This is a genomic window from Exiguobacterium sp. s161 (assembly GCF_018619045.1).
GTDB lineage: Bacteria > Bacillota > Bacilli > Exiguobacteriales > Exiguobacteriaceae > Exiguobacterium_A > Exiguobacterium_A indicum.
Genome location: NZ_JACSNH010000001.1, coordinates 997,735 through 1,019,036, shown reverse-complemented (window position 1 = coordinate 1,019,036; position 21,302 = coordinate 997,735). Strand labels below are relative to the sequence as shown.

25 protein-coding genes are annotated in these 21,302 nt (G+C 45.9%); 2 read left to right on the top strand and 23 right to left on the bottom strand.

The window, feature by feature from the left end; all coding sequences use genetic code 11:
- Positions 1 to 15: 15 nt before the first annotated feature.
- The 15 genes from KNQ14_RS04970 to prsW all read right to left on the bottom strand — a co-directional run bounded on the left by KNQ14_RS04970 (position 16) and on the right by prsW (position 11,623).
- Positions 16 to 792 carry a CheR family methyltransferase gene (locus KNQ14_RS04970; protein WP_023468638.1) on the bottom strand — a complete coding sequence of 259 codons (777 nt, stop codon included), beginning with the start codon at positions 790 to 792 and terminating at the stop codon, positions 16 to 18.
- 192 nt (positions 793 to 984) lie between these two features.
- On the bottom strand, positions 985 to 1,401 hold the full coding sequence (gene ndk, locus KNQ14_RS04965; protein ID WP_058704890.1) for a nucleoside-diphosphate kinase: 417 nt from the start codon (positions 1,399 to 1,401) through the stop codon (positions 985 to 987).
- Positions 1,402 to 1,494: 93 nt separating this feature from the next.
- Complete coding sequence (locus KNQ14_RS04960; RefSeq protein WP_214859836.1) at positions 1,495 to 2,457, bottom strand: polyprenyl synthetase family protein; 963 nt, start codon at positions 2,455 to 2,457, stop codon at positions 1,495 to 1,497.
- Between the two features lies 1 nt (position 2,458).
- Complete coding sequence (locus KNQ14_RS04955; RefSeq protein ID WP_023468641.1) at positions 2,459 to 3,166, bottom strand: demethylmenaquinone methyltransferase; 708 nt, start codon at positions 3,164 to 3,166, stop codon at positions 2,459 to 2,461.
- 22 nt (positions 3,167 to 3,188) lie between these two features.
- Positions 3,189 to 3,767, bottom strand: a complete 579-nt coding sequence (locus KNQ14_RS04950; protein WP_214859834.1) for a heptaprenyl diphosphate synthase component 1 — start codon at positions 3,765 to 3,767, stop codon at positions 3,189 to 3,191.
- 140 nt (positions 3,768 to 3,907) lie between these two features.
- The gene (locus KNQ14_RS04945; RefSeq protein ID WP_012370671.1) at positions 3,908 to 4,180 is read right to left on the bottom strand and encodes an HU family DNA-binding protein; all 273 of its coding nucleotides are present in this window, start codon (positions 4,178 to 4,180) and stop codon (positions 3,908 to 3,910) included.
- Between the two features lie 85 nt (positions 4,181 to 4,265).
- Positions 4,266 to 5,000: a hypothetical protein gene (locus KNQ14_RS04940; RefSeq protein ID WP_214859826.1), complete on the bottom strand. Its 735-nt coding sequence runs from the start codon at positions 4,998 to 5,000 to the stop codon at positions 4,266 to 4,268.
- The gene (locus tag KNQ14_RS04935) at positions 4,997 to 5,173 is read right to left on the bottom strand and encodes a DUF2768 domain-containing protein (RefSeq protein WP_034786022.1); all 177 of its coding nucleotides are present in this window, start codon (positions 5,171 to 5,173) and stop codon (positions 4,997 to 4,999) included. The genes KNQ14_RS04940 and KNQ14_RS04935 overlap by 4 nt, the downstream gene beginning before the upstream one ends.
- Positions 5,174 to 5,212: 39 nt before the next feature.
- Entirely contained in the window at positions 5,213 to 6,238 is a 1,026-nt protein-coding gene (locus tag KNQ14_RS04930; protein ID WP_214857984.1) for an NAD(P)H-dependent glycerol-3-phosphate dehydrogenase, read from the bottom strand.
- Between the two features lie 14 nt (positions 6,239 to 6,252).
- On the bottom strand, positions 6,253 to 7,563 hold the full coding sequence (gene der, locus KNQ14_RS04925) for a ribosome biogenesis GTPase Der (RefSeq protein ID WP_023468646.1): 1,311 nt from the start codon (positions 7,561 to 7,563) through the stop codon (positions 6,253 to 6,255).
- A gap of 123 nt (positions 7,564 to 7,686) precedes the next feature.
- Positions 7,687 to 8,820, bottom strand: coding sequence for a 30S ribosomal protein S1 (rpsA, locus tag KNQ14_RS04920; RefSeq protein WP_023468647.1), 1,134 nt, complete (start codon positions 8,818 to 8,820; stop codon positions 7,687 to 7,689).
- A gap of 102 nt (positions 8,821 to 8,922) precedes the next feature.
- Positions 8,923 to 9,522: a lysophospholipid acyltransferase family protein gene (locus tag KNQ14_RS04915; RefSeq protein ID WP_214859824.1), complete on the bottom strand. Its 600-nt coding sequence runs from the start codon at positions 9,520 to 9,522 to the stop codon at positions 8,923 to 8,925.
- Positions 9,519 to 10,193 carry a (d)CMP kinase gene (cmk, locus tag KNQ14_RS04910; RefSeq protein WP_214859822.1) on the bottom strand — a complete coding sequence of 225 codons (675 nt, stop codon included), beginning with the start codon at positions 10,191 to 10,193 and terminating at the stop codon, positions 9,519 to 9,521. Before cmk ends, KNQ14_RS04915 begins: the two co-directional genes overlap by 4 nt.
- 76 nt (positions 10,194 to 10,269) lie before the next feature.
- A complete protein-coding gene (locus KNQ14_RS04905; protein WP_214859820.1) occupies positions 10,270 to 10,926 on the bottom strand; it encodes a flagellar brake protein in 657 nt (218 codons plus the stop codon).
- A gap of 19 nt (positions 10,927 to 10,945) precedes the next feature.
- Positions 10,946 to 11,623, bottom strand: a complete 678-nt coding sequence (gene prsW, locus KNQ14_RS04900) for a glutamic-type intramembrane protease PrsW (protein ID WP_214859819.1) — start codon at positions 11,621 to 11,623, stop codon at positions 10,946 to 10,948.
- A 168-nt stretch (positions 11,624 to 11,791) separates the two neighbouring features.
- On the opposite strand from prsW, the gene KNQ14_RS04895 reads away from it, so the two are divergent.
- Positions 11,792 to 12,760: an asparaginase gene (locus KNQ14_RS04895; RefSeq protein WP_195864806.1), complete on the top strand. Its 969-nt coding sequence runs from the start codon at positions 11,792 to 11,794 to the stop codon at positions 12,758 to 12,760.
- A gap of 52 nt (positions 12,761 to 12,812) precedes the next feature.
- Here the strand turns inward: KNQ14_RS04895 and KNQ14_RS04890 are convergent, their stop codons facing one another.
- From KNQ14_RS04890 to KNQ14_RS04855, 8 genes are all read right to left on the bottom strand, one after another.
- The gene (locus KNQ14_RS04890; protein WP_214859818.1) at positions 12,813 to 13,802 is read right to left on the bottom strand and encodes a YpdA family putative bacillithiol disulfide reductase; all 990 of its coding nucleotides are present in this window, start codon (positions 13,800 to 13,802) and stop codon (positions 12,813 to 12,815) included.
- Positions 13,803 to 13,923: 121 nt separating this feature from the next.
- Entirely contained in the window at positions 13,924 to 15,189 is a 1,266-nt protein-coding gene (locus KNQ14_RS04885) for a Glu/Leu/Phe/Val family dehydrogenase (RefSeq protein WP_023468654.1), read from the bottom strand.
- Positions 15,190 to 15,323: 134 nt separating this feature from the next.
- On the bottom strand, positions 15,324 to 16,268 hold the full coding sequence (locus tag KNQ14_RS04880; protein ID WP_214723570.1) for a D-alanine--D-alanine ligase: 945 nt from the start codon (positions 16,266 to 16,268) through the stop codon (positions 15,324 to 15,326).
- A 139-nt stretch (positions 16,269 to 16,407) separates the two neighbouring features.
- On the bottom strand, positions 16,408 to 16,998 hold the full coding sequence (locus KNQ14_RS04875; RefSeq protein WP_214859817.1) for an adaptor protein MecA: 591 nt from the start codon (positions 16,996 to 16,998) through the stop codon (positions 16,408 to 16,410).
- A 58-nt stretch (positions 16,999 to 17,056) separates the two neighbouring features.
- A complete protein-coding gene (locus KNQ14_RS04870) occupies positions 17,057 to 17,941 on the bottom strand; it encodes a MerR family transcriptional regulator (RefSeq protein WP_023468657.1) in 885 nt (294 codons plus the stop codon).
- Positions 17,942 to 18,012: 71 nt separating this feature from the next.
- Positions 18,013 to 18,207: a hypothetical protein gene (locus KNQ14_RS04865; protein ID WP_050677448.1), complete on the bottom strand. Its 195-nt coding sequence runs from the start codon at positions 18,205 to 18,207 to the stop codon at positions 18,013 to 18,015.
- Positions 18,208 to 18,250: 43 nt separating this feature from the next.
- On the bottom strand, positions 18,251 to 19,681 hold the full coding sequence (locus tag KNQ14_RS04860) for a RecQ family ATP-dependent DNA helicase (protein WP_251138268.1): 1,431 nt from the start codon (positions 19,679 to 19,681) through the stop codon (positions 18,251 to 18,253).
- Positions 19,681 to 20,703 (bottom strand): YpbB family protein, encoded by a 1,023-nt coding sequence (locus KNQ14_RS04855; RefSeq protein ID WP_214859815.1) that lies wholly within the window; start codon positions 20,701 to 20,703, stop codon positions 19,681 to 19,683. The genes KNQ14_RS04860 and KNQ14_RS04855 overlap by 1 nt, the downstream gene beginning before the upstream one ends.
- 227 nt (positions 20,704 to 20,930) lie before the next feature.
- Between KNQ14_RS04855 and KNQ14_RS04850 the strand changes: the two genes are divergently transcribed.
- Positions 20,931 to 21,179, top strand: a complete 249-nt coding sequence (locus KNQ14_RS04850) for a ferredoxin (protein ID WP_023468661.1) — start codon at positions 20,931 to 20,933, stop codon at positions 21,177 to 21,179.
- The last annotated feature ends 123 nt before the right edge of the window (positions 21,180 to 21,302 follow it).

The following is a 21,302-nucleotide window of genomic DNA, read 5'->3' as shown; positions in this document are numbered from 1 at the left end:
TTCATCCCTTCCTGTTTAACCGATTTTTTCGTAAAAGAAGCTCTGTTTCATCTTTAATCCAAACCGTTCGGGCTGGAAAATTTGTTCCGTTCCACCAACGAATAGGATTCCGCCTGGCTTTAAGGCCTCGACGAACGAACGATAGACGTGCGCTTTCGCTTCTTCTGTAAAATAAATCAGCACGTTGCGGCAGATGATTAAATCAAACCCTGTATCGTACCGGTCTCCTAACAGATTATGTTTACTGAAACGAACGAGTCGTTTGATTTCTGGAACGACTTCGAACGTTTGCTCTTGCTCGATGAAATATTTCTTTTTACGCGCTTCGACGACTTCATTTAATGCAGAAGCTCCATATCGACCAAGCTTGGCTTTTTCAAGAACGAGTTCATCCAAATCCGTTGCTTGAATCGTAAAGGCGGATGGATCGAGCCGTTCACTTAAAATCATCGCGAGAGAGTATGGTTCTTCTCCGGTCGAACAAGCTGCGCTCCACGTCCGGATTCGTCCATGTGCTCGCGACTCTAGGATCGGTAAGATATCTTGTTCCAATTGTTGCCAACGAATCGGATTACGGAAAAATTCACTGACATTGATCGTCATCCGGTCTAAAAACTCGTCGTATAACGATGTGTCCTTATCCATTGCCTGCATATAAGAAGCAAATGTACTATATCCTTTTTTGTCACGTAACGCCGTCAATCGCCGCTTCATCTGTGCTTCTTTATACTGACCGAGATCAATCCCTGATTTGGTCTTGAATCGTTGAATAAAAAGTTCATAATCTTCCAATTGGCACACCTCGCTCACTCTCGATATCGAATGGTCATTTCCATGACCGGTTCAACTTATTTTCTATAGTAGCATAAAGCTATAGGCATTCCAAAAAGCAATTAGACAATTGGGTCATTCCGTTTTACAAGAACACGACAAAAGGGATTCGATCAAATCGAATCCCTTCCCCGTTGTCTTTCTATTCATGTATTACGCGTTGACTGGTTGTCCTTGAAACCAGAGGGCAAGCTCACGCTCCGCACTCTCGACACTATCTGAACCATGGATGACGTTCTCACTCATCGTGTTCGCGAAATCACCACGAATCGTTCCAGGTGCTGCTTCAAGTGGTTTTGTTTTCCCGATCATCAAACGCGAGACGGCAACGACATCTGTGCCTTCGACGCGAAGTGCAACGACAGGACCCGATGTGAGGAAAGTGACCAACTCTCCAAAGAACGGTTTCTCCGCGTGCTCTTCGTAATGTGCTTTTGCTAGCTCTTCTGTGACGTTCATCATTTTCATTTCACGAATGATGAATCCTTTGCGTTCGATCCGTCCAATGATTTCCCCAATCAATCCACGTTCTACGCCATCCGGTTTGACCATCAAAAATGTCTGTTCCATCTCTAGTTCCCCCTATGAAATGCTTTTAGAAAAGCGCTTACATAGTCAGTTTACTGGCTTTTGAGAAGAACAGCAAGAAATTTTTGACAATCTTCACCCTTTTCGTTTTCCAACGTAGCGTGCGACTTCTTCAAGCGATCGTTTAGCAGAAGATTTAGGTAATGGTTCGAGACGTTTGATGGCACGATGGATATAATGATCGACTGTTTGTTGCGTTCGTTCGATAGCACCCGAAGTTTGAAGAAACGACAATAAGGGTGCGACTTCTTCATGTGTTGGCATACTCTCGATTTTTGAAAGACGTTCATAAAAGACAGCATCTTCTGCACCATAAAAGACAGGTAACGTTTTGTGTCCATGACGCAAATCTTCTGCTACGGGCTTACCAAGTTCTGTGCGATTCGCTGTGAAATCAAGCAAATCGTCAGCAATTTGAAAAGCAAGTCCGATATCTCGTCCAAACAACCGTAACGCTTTCGTATCGGCTGCAGAACAGTTCGCAACAATGGCACCCAGGTGACAACTCGCTTCGATAAGAATGGCTGTTTTTCGTTCAATCCGTTTGATGTAGCGTTTAATCGACTGTTCCCAATCATATTGGTCATAGATTTGTTCAATCTCACCTTCGCAAATTTCACGCATCGTATGGACCATCACTTGGACAAGTTCCGGCTTTCCGACTTCACCAATCAATCGAATCGCCTCTCCAAACAGATAGTTCCCGGAATACAGTGCTACTTCTTCATCAAAGTATTGCATGACGGTCGGTTTTCCACGTCGTAGTTCCGCGTCATCAATGACATCGTCATGAACAAGTGACGCCATATGGACAAGTTCAAGACTGGCTGCCACACGAATCAGCTCATCTCGATCTGCCTCCCCGAATTTAGAGGCTAACAATACGAACGCCGGTCGAATCCGTTTTCCACCAGCCTTCAACAGTTGCTTTCCAGCCGCATCGATCGTCGGTTCCTCAGAAGCGATATGATTGATCAGAAAACGATCGACTAAATTAACTTCCTTCGTGACATCACGGTATATGGAATGCAGTGACATCTCACCACTTCTTCCCAAGGTGCATCGCAGCAGCCCCACCCGCGAATGCCTTGACTTCCACTTGCATGAAGCCTGCCTGTTCGAAGAGTTGTTTCAGTTCGACGCGGTCGAGGAACACTTCCGTCGATTCTTGTAGCCAGTTGTATTGATCGTATGATTTCGCAAGCAATCGTCCGACTTGTGGCATGATTTTTCCGAAATACAATGAATATGCTTCGCGGAAAATCGGTGCCGTCGGTTGACTCGTCTCGAGACAGACGACCGTTCCACCTGGTTTTAAGACACGATGCATCTCTTTGATGACCTGTAGATAATCCGGTACGTTTCGTAGACCAAAGCCGATCGTCACATAATCGAACGAGTTATCACCGAACGGTAGATCCATCGCATTTCCGTGAATCAATTCGATATTTTTCATATCGAGCGCTTCTACCTTCTCCACGCCGACTCTTAGCATGTTTTCTGAAAAATCAAGTCCTTTGATGACACCTGTCGGACCGGCTGCTTTCGCTAGTTGAATCGTCCAGTCTGCTGTTCCACAACAAAGATCGAGACATTTAGCGCCCGGGAAAACTTGCATCCGGCGCATCGTCTCGCGTCTCCATAATTTATGCAATCGAAAGCTGATGACTGAATTCATTTGATCATAGTTCGTTGATATCGATTGAAACACTTCATATACTTTTTTTTCTTTATCTTTTGCCTGCACACCGCTCACCCTTTCCAAGATCTCATGCTACCGCCATCTGCTCGAGATGCGATAACAGTAATTTCTGTGCGACCAGATCCAATTGTTCTGCCTGTTGTTGAATGATCTGTCGCCCCTGTCGTGTCAGCCATTCTCGTTTCGTGATTGCCGCGAGTCCTTGCATTAATCCGAACTCTGCTGTTAACCACAAGAGAACCCGTTCTTCCGTCGATGCATAATTCATTTCGTGAAGGGCACACTTTGCTTCGTTGACCCGTTGAATCGTCCGTCCGAGTGAAACGAGAATCTCTTTTGGTAACCCAGCTAGCTGTTCGAAAAAGTAGCTCGAGAATAAATCCCCTGCTAATACAAGCAACTGTCGCTCCTTCGAACCGCGTAGCGTTTCATTGACACGCTCATGCAGACGTAGCGCTACTTGTGCGAAATGAATCGCTTTGACGAGTGCTTCTGAATCCAGCGTGTCATGTTGAGCGACATCAATCAACCAACTGATCTGTTCACGATCGATGGAAGGGAAATCCACATGTCGAGCCAATCGTGTCGTTTGTTTAGTGGTGAGTGCAGTGATGATTTCATCCACGCGCAGCTCATGTTGTTCCATGCTTTTACCCCCCGATCTCCAGTGCCATCTCGTTGATGGACGTTCTTCTTTTTTAATATACCATAATCGGCGGGCTTTCACGCTTCTGAATGTCCACAAAAAAGCCGCCCGAGAAAATCTCGGGCGACTATGTAGCCGGATTACTTCACAGCATCTTTCAATGCTTTACCTGGTTTGAAGGCAGGTACTTTGCTTGCTGGAATCTCGATATCTTCTTTCGTACGTGGGTTGCGACCTTTACGGGCTGCACGCTCACGGACTTCGAAGTTACCAAATCCAATCAATTGGACTTTCTCTCCAGACTGAAGTGTCTCAGTGATCGATTCGAATGTTGATTCAACAACTTTCGTCACGTCTTTTTTTGTAAGACCTGATTTTTCGACGACTGCTTGAATGAGTTCAGTTTTGTTCATTACTTTCACCCCCTCCCAATCACTTCTTCGAGGGTAATCATACCCCATAAACGTTGCTATTACAACATTTTCGTGTAAATAACGTTCAATTTTCAGATTCTTCGCTCGATTCCTCCGAAAACACAGGTTCGCCTTTTTCGTTTATCGTGTAGCTTTGGGAATAGGCAGGAACAAAAGGCTGATCTTCATAGAGCAAATACCGAATATCCTGACCGACTTTCGGCTTTTTCTTCGCCGTTTGAACAGCTTTCTTCAACTCAGGTAAATAGTTGATGAAGAGGCGTCCTTGACCATCGACATAGATCGACAACTTTTCATTTGAGTACGGACTTGGGACAGTCGGTTCTTTTTTGATGAATAATTTTTTATAGTCAAGCGTAAACTGGTTTTTTCCGAACGATCCTTTAAACGGATACTTTTCGTTCTTCTTCCGATACGCATCAATCCGAACTTGAAGCTTCTGTAACTCTTCTGCAACAAGTAAATCCATCAACTTAACAGTCGGTTTCGTATCGACATCGACTAACAGGTAGATGAATGTTCCGCCACCTTCAAAACTGTTCGATGGTGGATCACTCATGTAACGCGGAATGAGCCGCCCTAATTCGATTTGATAACGCTCCATGAGCGGAGTATCTGCTTCCATCGTCTTGATTGGCAAAACACCCGTGTCTTTTTGATACGCATCGACAGCATCCTGTACGGTACGTAACTGTTGCGGATACGGTACGCGGTTCGACGGTTTCTGACTGTCTGGAAACAGACAACCCGATAACAACGTCACCGGAATGAGCATGAGGATCACGAACCACTTCTTCATGCGCTTGGCCCCGCCATGACGATGAACACCATGATGATCGACGCAACGATGAAACATACGAATGCCAAAGTCGATACGAGAACCTGCCATATCCCTTTCAACTTCGTCCGACTGACCGTGACCAGCAAGACACTGATCGCAAAGAGTCCAATGCCAGCGAACGAGATCCACATTTTTATTAATCCTGGACTCAAGGTTTCCACCCCACTCCGTTAATCTTTCGTCGTGAAGAGATGCTCGATCTCATTTTTCTGTGGTCGTTGCATCAACTTTTTGACTTCTTCTTCCGGTGTATGACCGTCAAAGAGAACATGGTAGAGGGCGGAAGTGATTGGGAGCTCACACTGCTTTGTCTCCGCTAAATCATACGCCGCTTGGGTCGCACGAACACCTTCGACGACCATTCCCATGTTTTCTAGTACCGTCTCTAATTTTTCACCGCGACCGATGGCATTCCCCGCACGCCAATTTCGACTATGAACCGATGTACAAGTAACGATCAAGTCACCCATTCCCGTCAATCCAGTGAACGTCATTGGGTTAGCTCCAAGCATCGTACCAAGACGAGCCATCTCGACCATTCCACGCGTAATCAACGCTGCTTTGGCATTGTCCCCGTAACCGAGACCATCCGTCATACCTGCGGCAAGCGCAATGATATTTTTGAGCGCCCCACCGAGTTCAGCTCCAATGATATCCGCATTCAGATAGACGCGGAAGTTTTCATTCGTAAACAGCTCCTGTACACGACCAGCCTCTTCTAAATCATCCGATGCGATGGTCACTGTCGTTGGTTTACGTAACGCGACCTCTTCGGCATGCGAAGGACCGGTCAAGACACAAACCGCTTTGCGTTTCGCAGGATCGACCTCTTCTTCGATTAATTCTGACAACCGAAGATGCGTCTTTGGCTCGATTCCTTTTGATGCATGAATCAAAACGACTGGTTCCGTCAACAATTCATTCAATTGTCGGGAAACCGAACGAATCGCAGAGGACGGTGTGACGATCAAGATATGCGTTGCGCCTTCGACCGCCACTTTAAGATCCGTCGTCGCCTTCAATGATTGTGGTAACATGACACCTGGCAAAAATTGCGCGTTTTCATGATGTTCATTGATGCGGTCGACAGTTGTTTGTTCACGACCGTAAAGCATGACTTCCTGATCATTATCGGCTAAGACGAGCGAGAGCGCTGTTCCCCAGCTCCCCGCTCCGATGACAGCGATTTTGGTCATACTGACTCACCTCATTATTGTTTTTGACGAGCTAAAATCCGGATTGGTGTACCTGTAAAATCAAATGCTTCCCGAATCCGATTCTCAAGATATCGTTTATAAGAGAAGTGCAGCAATTCTGGATCATTGACGAACAAGACGAACGTTGGTGGACGTGACGCGACTTGAGTCGCATAGTTGATCCGAAGACGAACCCCTTTATCCGTCGGCGCCGGGTTCATCGCGACAGCGTCAACGATGACATCGTTCAAGACGCTTGTCTGAATCCGTTGTGCATGGCTGTGCGCTGCTTGTTGAATGACCGGTAACAACGTCTGCAAACGACGTTTTGTTTTCGCTGAGACGAAGACGATGGGTGCATAGTCAAGGAAACGGAATTCTTCCCGAATCTCTTCTTGCATCTTTTTCATCGTCTTATCATCTTTTTCGACAGCATCCCATTTATTGACGACAATGATGACCGCGCGACCTGCTTCGTGAGCATATCCCGCTACTTTTTTATCTTGTTCGATGATACCTTCTTCGCCATCAAGCACGACACAGACGACATCTGCCCGTTCGATTGCTTTTTGTGCACGCATGACGCTGAAACGTTCTGTTGATTCATAGACTTTCCCGCGTTTTCGCATCCCGGCCGTATCGATGATGACGTATTCTTGATCATCCCGCGTAAACGGTGTATCGATCGCATCGCGCGTCGTACCAGCGATGTTCGAAACGATGACACGTTCTTCACCGAGAATCGAGTTCGTCATACTTGATTTTCCGACGTTTGGACGACCAATCAAGGCAAACTTGATCGTGCTTTCGTCATATTCTAATTCTTCTTTATCTGGTGCGAGTTCAAGGACACGGTCGAGTAAGTCACCTAGACCAAGACCATGTGTACCAGAAATCGGGAACAAGTCTCCGAATCCAAGGGAGTAAAATTCATACATTAAATCACGCATTTCAAAGTTATCGACTTTGTTGACAGCTACGACGACTGGTTTGTTCGAACGGAATAACATGTTCGCGACTTCCTCATCCGCTGCTGTGATTCCTTCGCGTCCGTTCACCATGAAAATGATGACATCCGCTTCATCAATAGCGAGCTCCGCCTGATGACGCATCATTTGAAGTAGGGGCTCATCCCCGACTTCGATTCCACCTGTATCAATCAAATGAAAATGACGATTCAGCCATTCTCCAGTTCCGTAAATACGGTCGCGGGTAACGCCTGGCTTGTCTTCTACGATTGAAACCCGATCTCCAATCACCCGGTTAAAAATCGTCGACTTTCCGATATTTGGGCGACCTACGATCGCCACGACTGGAATTGCCATCCCAACACCTTCTTTCTCTTCTCTCGCTTCATAGCCGTTCTATTGTATCAAATCAAACTGTCATATACCATAACAAACCGCATATAAAAAGCGGACACGCTTGTGTCCGCTTTGTGTCATTGCTTATTCTTTCTGATCAGAATCGTCCTCAGTCAAGTCAGCGACCGAGAATCCTTCTGATTGATTCGTATAATCCGAGTAATCGTCAGCAGATGATTCTTCCTCTTCAAGGACACGTGTTGATAGCGAAATCTTATGCTCATCAAGACGTACTTCGAGTACTTTCGCCTCGATTTCCTGTCCTTCTTCGAGTACTTCCGAAGGTGAACCGATATGACGGTTCGCGATTTGCGAAATGTGCAAAAGTCCTTCTACTTGCGGCGCAAGTTCGATGAAGGCTCCGAACTGGACGAGACGACGTACACGTCCTTTAACGATATCGCCAGCTTCGATCTTCCCTTCCATCTGTTGCCATGGACCAGGTTGTGTTTCCTTGATCGATAACTTGACCTTTTCTGTATCACGGTCGACACCAAGTACTTTGACTTCGACTTTTTGACCTTCCGTGACGATATCCGAAGGACGCTCGACACGGTGGTGTGCCATCTCAGAGATATGAACGAGACCGTCGACGCCACCGATATCAACGAAAGCACCAAAGTCCGTTAAACGTTGGACTGTACCTTCGAGGATTTGACCTACTTCTAAATTTTCAAGTGTCTCTTTTTTCTTCGCGTTCAATTCGCCTTCAACGACAGCTTTGTGCGAGAGAATGACACGGTTCTTTTCTTGATCGAGTTCAACGACCTTGACTTCGATCGAACGACCGATGTAATCCGAGAAATCCTCGACATAATGCCGTTCGACGAGTGACGCTGGAATGAATCCGCGGACACCGATATCAACGACGAGTCCACCTTTGACGATGTCCTTAACGACAACTTCAAAGATCTCACCTGATTTATACTTCTCTTCTACTTGCTCCCACGCTTTGAGCGCGTCGATTTCTCGTTTCGAGACGACGACCTCTTCATCCGTGATTTTCTTGACCTTCACTTGTAGTTCATCTCCGACGTTCAGCACGCCGCGAATATCATCGAGATGAAGACTCGATACTTCGCTGATCGGTAAGATGGCTTCTGTTTTATATCCGATATCAATGAGTGCTTGCTTGTCTTCAATTTTCACGACCATTCCGGTAACTACCTGGTCCCGATGAATTTCAAAATCAGGCATATCTTTCATTTCTTCGACCATTCCAAAACAACCTCCTCACGATGAGTACAAGAAACGCCTGACACGTGTCAATGCGTTTATCCTGCTTCTAACTTCTTACAATTCTGACTATTTGTCAAGGTATTAAGCGTGATTGAAGTAGACGGATTTGATTTCGTCCATGATTCGGTCAGAAATCGATTTCGCTGCGCCCCGTTGATCACGTAAATCCGAAATATCAACCGGTTTCCCGACCGCGACGTGCATCCGTTTGAACGGGCGGTATGATCCGATGATGGCAATCGGTAAAATCTGCGCATTCGATCGTAACGCAAAGAACCCGACTCCTGGTTGTGCTGCTGTAAATTCACCTGGCGCAGATCGCGTTCCTTCTGGGAAAATACCGACCGTCTCATCTGAATTCAATAGTTCAATCGTCCGTTTCAAGGCTTGACGATCTCCTTGACCGCGACCGACAGGGTATGTTCCTGCCGCAATCATTAATTGTTTTAAGGCAGGAACTTTGAACAGTTCTTCTTTTGCCATGTAACGCACCGCGCGGTTTGGCGGAATCGCACTGACGAGGAAGACCGGGTCCCAGTTCGAACTGTGATTGGCACAGACGAGTAAAGAACCGTCTTTTGGAATGTTCTCTTGTCCTGTCACTTTCAATCGGAAGACTGTTTTCGCAATGACCCAGACGACAAACCGGGCAATCCGGTAAATGGTATCTTGACGTTTCATTTTAGGACACCCTCTGCTAGCTCCATCAATCGGACGACGACTTCATCGATCGTCATCTCTGTCGTATCGAGATATAGTGCATCGTCAGCTTGGCGCAATGGCGAGACTTCACGTTCGCTGTCGCGCTTATCACGCAGTGCGATCTCTTCTTGAAGAATCGTGATGTCACTGTCCATCCCACGCGCGATATTTTCACGGTGTCTTCGAGCTGCACGCTCTTCGACAGTTGCCGTCAAAAAGACTTTTAATTCTGCATCCGGCAATACGACTGTGCCGATATCACGTCCATCCATGACGATTCCACCGCGTTCAGCTAATTTCCGCTGTGCCGTGACGAGTGCAACCCGGACTTCTTTTTGACGAGCGACGAACGAGACATTATTCGTGATTTCGATGGAACGAATCGCATCCGTTACTTCGCGATCACCAATAAAGACACGTTGCCCGTTTTCGCCTGGTGTTAAACGAATATCAAGCGATTTCATTAATTCTCCGAGCACTTCCCCATCGTTGAGATCAAGTGATTGTTCAAGTGCTGCCAGTGTGACGGCCCGGTACATGGCTCCTGTATCGATGTATACATAGTCAAGGCGCGCTGCCAATTGTTTTGCGATCGTACTTTTTCCAGCACCCGCTGGTCCATCTAAAGCGATTTGAATCTTTTTCATCATCCATCCAATCCTTCCATCTTCCCTATAATTACCGGGAATTCATTCTTCCGAACGTTATCATAGCAAAAAAATGCGGTCAGGTGAATGGATTCATGCCCCTTCTTGAACTTTTCATTTGCATTTGATAACAGTGACGCAATACAAGTTCGCGACTTCTGTCGGGAATCATCGTAAATTGGAATGCTAATTCATATCGTTCTTCACGCCGATCAATTCGAACGAGTTCAGCGATGACATCTAATGTACTCGATATGCCCTCACCTGTAGGCAAAATGAATGTCATTTCCACCTCTTCCTCTTTTTGAACCGGTAATTGATCCGACAAGATCATCATTCCTCCAGCCGATAGATCGAGCGTCACCGTCGTAAACGGCTCGAAATGCGTTTTATGAGGGTGTACAGCAACATCGAGTATTTGCGGTACTCGGACGAACTGACGTCGTTGGATGCGTTCGATTTGATCATCCTTCGGTCGTTTCAAAGCATATCGTTGACCGCGAAGTGGATCATTTTGTCGTTCAACAACAACCGTATCAAATCCAAATAATTTGCCTTTTTCCTTAAAGAAATAAAATGAAACTTCTTCTTGCTCTGACAAGATGAATGTTTTGAGTGTCGCAACTTCACTCGGTGCTTCAATCCAAATCAATCGATTCGTCACGGCCGTCACCTTTGTGCGACCTTGTCGATCCTCACTATTCGAAAGCATTACCAAATCCCCAATTTCCATCATACTACTTCGCTCCTACTCTCTATTCGATGCCATCTGAATGATGTTTTTTTCGTTTGAATCGCTGATTTAAACGATTGGCACCTCGTACTTGAAATAATCCAATCGTCCATAGGATGACCATGAAGACGATTGGCAAAAAAGATATACCACCATTTTCCAATATTAACAAATTAAATAAGATATGCGCAAATACCGGAAGCGAAATCGAGAGGGACAACCAGCGATAAGGATGAGGCGAGAATTTCGCCATGCCCATGAAGAATCCCATGATGACCGCAAACAAAGCATGACCAGATACTGGTAAGAGTGCCCGGAACAGCATATGTTCGACTGTTCCATTCACCATCAGATATAAGATATTCTCAAGCGTTGCGAACCCAAGTGAACAGGCTACCGCGTAGATGATCCCGTCGTAATAATCATTAAACCGTTGATGGATATAGACCGTATAAAAGACGACAAACCATTTCGCGAATTCTTCCGTAACAGCTGTTCGAATCAACTGCACCTCTTCACGCCCACCAAATTCGGTCTGGACGATATAGTCGATGAACATCAAGGGAAAGACGAGTAAAATACCGAAAATGAAACTTCGAAGGATATAGCCGACTGGCTCCGACTCATGTTCGTGACGTAGATAAAAATAAGTTAGGAGTGCGATGCCTGGGGCAACTCCGGAGAAAACGATTTGAACCACGCTTCCTCTCCCCCTTTCTTCCTCATTTATAAGAATAAAGGTTTCTTGGAAAAAAGAAAACGTCCTCGTTGTTTCAAGAGGGAAAAAGGTTACAATATGGGAGAACGAATCGAATCCGTCATAGAAAGTAGGTGAAGGTCTTCTGTCTGTAGACAAGGACCCTTTAGCATGAAATCATTATTACTCATTCATACGGGTGGAACGATCGCCATGGCACAGGATCATTCTGGTCATGTCTTACCAAACGATATCAATCCACTCGACGCTTCACTCCCGCGTGCAACAGATATTGCCAACATTACGACGCGTCACTTCGCAAACTTACCTTCTCCGCATATGACACCTGACATCATGTTGCGTCTAGCCCATTTCATCGAGAGTGAGCTCAAGAAGGAACATTACGACGGCGTCGTCATCACTCACGGAACGGACACACTGGAAGAGACGGCTTATTTCTTACATTTGACGCTTGGTGCACCTGTTCCGATCGTTTTGACAGGAGCCATGCGTTCTTCTAATGAGGTCGGATCCGATGGTGAGTTTAATCTGATTACGGCACTTCGTGTCGCTGTCAGTGAAGCTGCGCGCGGAAAAGGTGTCCTCGTCGTCTTCAACGGGGAAATCCATTCGGCATTCAACGTCACAAAAACGCATACGTCATCCGTCGATACATTCAAATCCGTTCATTTTGGAAATCTTGGGATGGTAACGAAGGATCATGTCTACTTATTCAATACACCGCTCTTGAAACAAACACATATGGTAACTTCGCTCTCAAAACGGGTCGCCGTTCTTAAAGTCTATGCCGGTATGGAACCCGACCTATTACTTGCTGTGAAACAACTCGGTTATGATGGACTCGTCCTTGAAGTCCTCGGTCAAGGAAATGTACCACCAAGTATCGTGGATGCCATCGCTGAATTGATTACCGTCATGCCGATCGTCATCGTCAGCCGTTGCTTCAACGGAATCGTTCAAGATGTATATGGATATACGGGTGGCGGACAACAATTAAAAGAACTCGGCGTCATTTTCTCGAATGGACTGAATTCACAAAAAGCGCGGCTTAAACTGATGGTCGAACTTGAAATCGATGCCTCACAACTAGAACTCGAAGAATCATTCCGCGTTGAATAAATGAAAAAACCTCTTGATCCGGAAATTTATCTTCCAAATCAAGAGGTTTTGTTTAGGCTTGTACCGATGCACCACGTAACCGTTCAACGAGATGGTTGGCAATGCTTGCACCGTGAAAACGTCCGTTTTCAATGAATATTTTATTGGCGTCATATCCTGCTGCGACGACACCTGCGATATAGATGCCCGGGACATTCGATTCCATCGTCTCTTCGTCATGACTTGGAATGCCTGTTTTACGATCAATCGTAATGCCTGTGTCAGCGAACAATCCGACATCGGGTGTGTAACCTGTCATCGCAAAAACAAAATCAGCACGGACAGTCTGTTTATCTCCATCTATTTGATAAATCACCTCTTGCTCCGTAATTTCTTCGATTGACGCTCCAAAAATCATCTTGACCTTTTCCGAACGAACGAGAGATTCGAAGTTCGGCAACACCCAAGGTTTGATGGATGGACTATACTCCGGTCCACGGTAAAGGACAGTCACACGCGCTCCCGCTTTTTCAAGTTCAATCGCTGCATCGACGCTCGAGTTTTTCCCACCGATCACGACGACATCTTGATCAAAATACGGATGTCCTTCCGTAAAGTAGTGCGAGACATGAGGTAATTCCTCTCCAGGAACATCCATCCGGTTCGGTAAACCATAATAACCTGTCGCAAGCACGACGGAGCGAGCTTCTCGGCTTCTTTTTTCCCCGGAACGCTCCGAGTGGATGATAAAATGATCCGCTTGACGTTCAATCCGCTCGACGGTCTCAAACGGACGAATCGTCAACTGTTTTCGTTTGACGACTTCTCGATAATAGACGAGAGCGTCGAGACGTCGCGGTTTTAATTCTTTATTGATGAACGGTACACCACCAATTTCTAACTTCTCACTACTTGAAAAGAACGTTTGATGCGTCGGATAACGATAGATCGCTTCGACGATATTTCCCTTTTCGAGCACTTCGACGTCTAGTCCCCGATCTTGCATTTCGATCGCAGCAGATAACCCACACGGTCCTGCACCGATTACGATACAATCTAACATTCGAATATCTCCTCTTCCGGTTGCTTTTTTTATATCTTAGCAAATCTCTACCATAGACGAAAGAAATTGCAATGCAAAACGCCCGCTCTTCGTAAAGAAGAAGCGGACGTTCATTATCATATTAGACCCAACCACGGAAACGAGATGCTTCCGCCATCTTCCGGACACCGACCATATAGGCGGCAAGTCGCATGTCGACATTTCGCGTCTGCGCTGTCTGATAGACTTGGTTGAACGAGTTCACGAGTACTTTTTCAAGTTTCTCGTGTACTTCCTCTTCCGTCCAGTAATACCCTTGGTTGTTCTGTACCCATTCGAAGTAAGAGACCGTTACGCCACCACTCGAAGCAAGAACATCCGGAACGATCAGGATGTCACGTTCAGCGAGAATTTTCGTCGCCTCGTTCGTCGTCGGACCGTTAGCCGCTTCAACGACGATCGCTGCTTTGATATCGTGCGCATTGTCTTCTGTGATTTGATTCTCGATTGCTGCCGGAACAAGAATATCACATTCAAGTTCAAGCAATTCTTTATTCGAGATCGTATTTTTGAACAATGTCGTCACGGTACCGAACGAGTCACGACGGTCGAGTAGGTATGGAATATCGAGACCGTTTGGATCATGGAGTGCTCCGTACGCATCACTGATCGCGATGACTTTTGCACCTAAATCATACATGAATTTCGATAAGAAACTTCCGGCGTTGCCGAATCCTTGAACGACGACACGTGCGCCTTCGAGCGAGATACCCTTTTTAGCAGCCGCTTCCCGAATCATGATTGCGACACCTTTCGCCGTCGCTGTCTCACGACCGTGTGAGCCACCGAGGACGAGCGGTTTCCCTGTAATGAAACCAGGTGAGTTGAATTCATCGATTCGACTGTATTCGTCCATCATCCACGCCATGATTTGCGAGTTCGTGAAGACGTCAGGTGCTGGAATATCCTTCGTCGGTCCAACGATTTGACTGATAGCACGGACATATCCACGGCTGAGACGTTCGATTTCACGGAAGCTCATCTCACGTGGATCACAGATGATTCCGCCTTTACCGCCGCCGTATGGTAAGTCAACGATACCTGCCTTCAGACTCATCCAGACGGATAATGCTTTGACTTCGACTTCCGTCACGTTCGGGTGGAAACGAATTCCACCTTTCGTTGGTCCAACGGCATCGTTATGTTGCGCACGATATCCTGTGAAGATTTTCGTCGAACCATCATCCATCCGTACCGGAATCCGGACTGTCAACATCCGGAGTGGTTCTTTAAGTAATTCATACATCTCGTCTGGATAACCAAGTTTCCCTAGTGCCTCCTTGACGATTTCTTGTGTCGCTTCCAGTACGTTCTTGCGGTGATTCGCATGTTGTTGGTCAGTGATCATTCCAACGTTCCTCCCCATAAGTGGCATCCCCTATGCCGTTTCCTTGTTCGGATAAAGTATACTCTTTTCTCGAACGTAATGAAAGGGGTTACGCCTATATTTGTAAGCGCTTTCTCACTTCTTTTCCTAGGATATCATTGATTTGGTTGTTTTGTTTGACGATGTCGTTCGATTGCCAGTTCCATGAAATATTCGACCAGTTCCGGATATTCGATTCCCACTGCTCGTGCACCGTCCGGGAATAAACTGGTCGAAGTCATACCAGGAAGTGTATTCGTCTCCAAGATGACTGGATTTCCGGATTCCGGTACTAGGAAATCAGATCGAGAGTATCCTGCACAGCCAAGGACTTGGTGCGCTTTAACAGCCCATTCTTGAAGTTTTTCTGTCGTTGTCTCATCCAGCTCAGCAGGACAAATATGCTCCGAACCTCCGATGGCATACTTTGATTCATAGTCATAAAAGGCGTTCTTCGGAATGATCTCGATGACCGGCAGTGCTTTTTCTGCACCTTTATGACCGACGACAGGGACTGTCACTTCCCGCCCTTTAATGAACTGTTCGACAAGCACTGCATCGTCCGCTTCAAAGGCTTTAGCGATTCCTTCACGTAACATCGTCTCATCTTGAGCAATCGTCAATCCGTTTGATGAGCCTTCTTGTGCTGGTTTGACGACACAAGGAAATTGACCATTCCACTCTACGATTTTTGCTTCGATATCATCTCCACGCTCTAACAGCACATCACGGGCGATCGTAATGCCTGCTTTATCAAAGTGAACTTTCGAACGTGCCTTATCCATCGCTAGCGCTGACGCTAACACACCTGAACCTGTATATGGAATGTCTGCCAGTTCAAGCAATGCTTGTACGCGTCCATCTTCACCAATTTTCCCGTGAAGAGCGATGACAGCCACATCTACATCCAGCTGGAAGAGTTCATGCGCTTGATCAGGGTGGAAATCAACAGCCGTGACCTCATGCCCTTTACTGTTTAATGCTTCCATGATCGACTTTCCACTGTTTAATGAAACCTCCCGTTCTCCTGAAGTCCCACCGTATAATACTGCCACTTTCATCCTACTTCACTCCTTCTTCTTACGTTCAATGATTATCATACCATCCTTCTGACGATGAAAAAATACAAAATGGTGCCACTTCCAGCAGAACACAAAAAGGTGCGGCATCCCCCTATGAGGGAATGTCGCACTTGATGTTTTACATATTAAACTGTTCAGCTATCGTTGCGACAGCATGTTCCGCCTGAATCGTTTTCCCATACTCCGCCATGACGAGTGGACTTTTCGGGCTCGGTTCACCGTATTCAGATAAAATCGTCGTCACCGTTCGCTCGAGCGCCTCGTTCATTCGTTCTTGGAAATAGAGATAATAGCTTCCCTCGAAGAAGTAGAGGCTACCCCCTGTCTCTGTACGAGGCATATGCCGCAATAATCCATGACTCGCTTGAATGACGTCTTCTAGCGAGTGTAGAGCATATAAGACGTGATGGACGATATCGACTGTCATGCGGATTTCAACTTGATCGAACTCCTCGTTCATCTCTTCTTGCAAATCTCCTTCACGACGTACATCAACGAGCATGCCGTCATTCGGGAAGAATGTGACGAAAAATTCGAGTGTTCCTGCTGCCTGAAAACCATAATTCGATTCGGCTTCTTCTAATAAGTTGCGCAATAAAGCTTGTCCCTTCCCGACAGCCAACGTTTCTGGTCGGACGTCGTGAAGCGATAACTCTTGCTTTGTGATGAAGACACGAAGGTGTCCTTGTTTCATTTGTTCAAACCTCATAATAGACTCCTCCAGTCAAAACCGGAAACACAGATGTCTCCGTTCGTTATGAACCATACTATACACCAGTTGTCGGAGTGAGTCGACTTAACCAACTTTTCCAAGATTGATCGTCTGCACCAAGTAAATGTGGACCATATCGTTCCGGGAGCTGATCGACCGCATAACCACCAAGACCAATCTCAAGATCCGGAAAATCAGACATCAAACGTGCTAACGCTTCATCAAGTAACGGTAAATGATCCGATAACGTGCAGGAAAGAATAACGGCTTTCGGTTGCAACTGATGCGTGACCGTCACCAAGTCCTGAACCGGTATACCGGAACCGAGGAAAATGACATCAAATCCAGATTGACGTAAGTAAAGCGTGAAGAACAGTAGCCCGAGTTCGTGTTCTTCTTCCGGCGCACAGACACAGACGATTCGCGGTAAAAATGGATTGATCGGCATCTGTAACGACAGTGTCGAGAGACGGGCTCTTAGAAATGCCGTCGCAAAATGCTCATGCGCAATCGTAATCTCTCCCGACTCCCACTTCACTCCAATCTCATGTAAGAGCGGACCGACGATGTCCTGAATGACTTTATCGAAGCTAAACATCGAGAATGCTTTATTCATGATGTCGTGCGCATGTCGTTCTTCAAAGTTCGTCAATGCCTGGAACAACTGATCTCGCAGTTCGACTCCATAATCGTGCGGTACCTCAGCCCGATTAACAGGCATCTCATACAATTGGATTGCTTTAGAGACAGACAATCCCTCTTTTTGTTTATCGACAATCCAGCGTAATTTCGCGACGTCGTTATCACTATAAATTCGATGTCCGGATTCACTTCGATCCGGATCGAGCACCTGATATCTCCGCTCCCAAGCACGAATGGTCGTCGGGTTGAGTCCCACTAACGCAGCGACTGCTTTGATATTATATTTCCCACGATCCATGCATCGTGCCTCCTTCCCCTTCCTTTCTAGTATACGCTGAAAGGAAAAAAATCTCCGTTCACAATGTGCCCTTACATCATGAAACCGATGGAGACGAAGGCGATGATGATCGTGATCATGAGTACCGTAAGCGTGATCGCTAGCGGATTTTTTCGAAACGGTTGTTTCAATCGCTCGTTACGAACGTGTTCGATACGCGAAGAACGCGGTGGCAATAACTGATCCTCTTCGTTCTGATGCAACCGTCGTTGATCTTGTTTACTCAATGTTTATCACCTTTTCTTGAAAAATATAACGATATTGTCTAGTTTACACCGAATCTAGTGATGAAAAAAAGACTTGTTCTAAACGCATTTTCCAATCTACCGGTTGATGGGTCTTTCTCTTCACCGGATTTTCCCATTCAATCGTTCCGCACACATCACAACACCGTGGTTGTAAGATTGCCTCCTCATCAAAATGATGCAACAACATCGTACGGCGACATTCGTTCCGATGAATGTAGTCCATCATCAGGTTGACCTCTTGTCTTTTTAATTGTTTACGTTCCGTTTGCCACTGGATGATTCGTTCCTTCGACCACCCGTTCTCGAGTTGCGATTTTAGTAATCGATATGCCGGATCTTCCGGATTAAGACGAAGACGACTTTCCATCTTGGCATAGGATTCGCCTTGATTCATCCCTTGTTGCAATTGATCGATCCACAAGACGGGTGCATATTGCGTGTCAATCAAGTACGTTTGTAATTGTTCATCTTGAGCAGCGTAGAGTAAAATCGCCGTTGCCCCTTTACCGTCTCGACCGGCGCGTCCGACTTCCTGCATATAGGCTTCGATCGTCGCAGGCATCGTATAGTGAATGACCGTACGCACGTTTCCTTTATCGACACCCATTCCGAACGCACTCGTACACACGAGACAATCAATCTCATCATGAAGAAACTGTTGTTGAACAAGCTGGCGATCTTCTATCGTCAACCCAGCATGATAATAGGTTGCGCCGTCAATGATTCCAGCAATTCGTTCCGCTTCTTTACGGGTCGTTGTATAGATGACGCATGGGCGAACGATGCGTTCCATCCACCGATCAACTGCCGCATCTTTTTCTTCTCGATCAACGCGATCGACAATATATTGGATTTCTGCTCGGTTGACAGAACGGCGGATGATTTGTGGTTCGCGCATACGCAGTTGTGTTCGAATATCTTGCTCAACAGCACGAGTCGCTGTTGCGGTTAAGGCGAGACATGGTGGAAGACCTAGTTCTTGTCGAATTTGACCAAGTCTTGCATACTCCGGTCGAAATTCGTGTCCCCATTGTGAGATACAATGCGCTTCATCGACGACGAAGAGCACAATGTTGACCTGTTTTAGCCGAGCCCGAATCTGTGGCAGCGCGAGTTGTTCCGGTGATAAGTAAAGATATCGTAGATGTTCGAGTACAGATAAGATCTGCTCTTTCTCTTCTCGTGTCTCGACAGATGTTAATTTAGCGACAGATCGCTCTCCTCTGCGCTTGATTTGCATGACCTGGTCTTCAATCAACGAGAGTAACGGAGACAAAATCAACGTCAGCCCTTCATTTTGTACATAAGAAGGAAATTGATAACAGACAGACTTTCCTCCACCTGTCGGCAAAATTGCTAGTGTATCTGTTCCGTTTAGGATGGAATCGATGATTTGGCGTTGCCCTGGTCGAAATGCTTCGTAACCAAAATGACGATGCAGTAACGCTTCCATTAAATTCCCTCCCATTTACTACGTGCTAACACAAGTCGAATTTGAAAATAAGATATATCGGATTGCATCTCACTCTTGATTCGCTTTAGCGCGTAGGTTCCGAGTCGCTGTGCAATCTGTCGTATCTCTTCTTGCTGAGATGGCGTAACAAAATGATCTAGCGGAAAAGAAGGAGCATACATCGCAATCTCAACGAGGTGATCTTCCATCGTACTATTTTTTAATCGTCTTCGAATCGCAACCTCTTCAACGGTTAATCCCTGTTGTAATAATTCCCATGTCGTTTGCGCAGACTGGGTCATTTTTGTCGCGAGTAGATCATCACCTATTTGCTTTAGAAGTGGTGTTTTTTCTAAGTCATCGATGCACTGTCGCCAAGCGATCGTAAATTCGTATTGGACAGTCTCCACATCCGTTTTCATCATTTGAGCTAATTGCGGATAAGACCATCCTGCTTGCACGCCAGACAAGCGGTAACTAATTAATGTCGCATCTCGTTCTGATAAGCGCTCAAGGAGAAATATCAACTCTTGGTGCATACCATGTAACCATTCTGCTCGATTCGAGATGGTCGGAAGAACACTTTTTACCCATTCACGGACGATGGTTTCCTGTTGCACAGGAATGAACGGCTGTTTTGCTTCCAAGCAAATCATCGTTTGAACCAAAAGGCTGAGTCGTTTCCACATCATCTCAGCATATCCACGAAGTTCACCACCTAGTTGATCAATGATCGCACGATCCGTTTGATTTATCAGTCGTGCGCCTTCGTGCGTCAGTCGCAATGTCTCCTGCCGCTCAATCCAATTCTTCTGCGCGAGTTCAGCCAAGATTGTTTCGAATCGTTGTTTACTGACTAATACAGTACCGAATACCGACTCTAAATCATAAAAATGGGCATCTTGCAGAGAAGTCGCTGATTTCTTTCCTTGAAAAACATGATAAAGACTCCGGTCTGATCGTTCATTTCGAAGGCGCTGAATCGATTCCAGAAAAATACGCTCGAGTAAAGAAATTTCCATATGTCACGCTCCCTCCTGTTGTATGTCGTTTGCCAATCAAAGATGATATTCCATTCCTGTTTCATCGTTACGTTTTAGAGAGGCCGTTTGCGGGCATGTGATGATATATACATTTTCTGCTGTCACTTATGCTTCGTCATTGAAATGCAACGATGAGTCCGATACAATGACATAAGATGAGAACAGCGTGTTTCAATAATGTTTTCGTATAGAGAGGAGACCGTTCAATGGCTAAATTTACGATTGTCGACAAAGATACTTGCATCGCTTGTGGTGCTTGTGGAGCAGCGGCACCAGATATCTATGATTATGATGATGAGGGTTTGGCGTATGTCATTCTTGATGATAACAATGGTACTGCCGAAATTCCAGAAGCATTATTCGACGATATGATTGATGCATTCGAAGGTTGCCCAACGGATTCAATCAAAGTAGCAGATGAATCATTCGATGGCGATGCGTTAAAATTCGAATAAGTGAATAAAAAAAGATGTTTCCTCCCGAAGCATCTTTTTTTATTGGACTTTTTCTCATTCGATATAACGATTATCTAAAAAAACCGGATGTCGCCAATTGGCAACATCCGGTCTATGATCAGT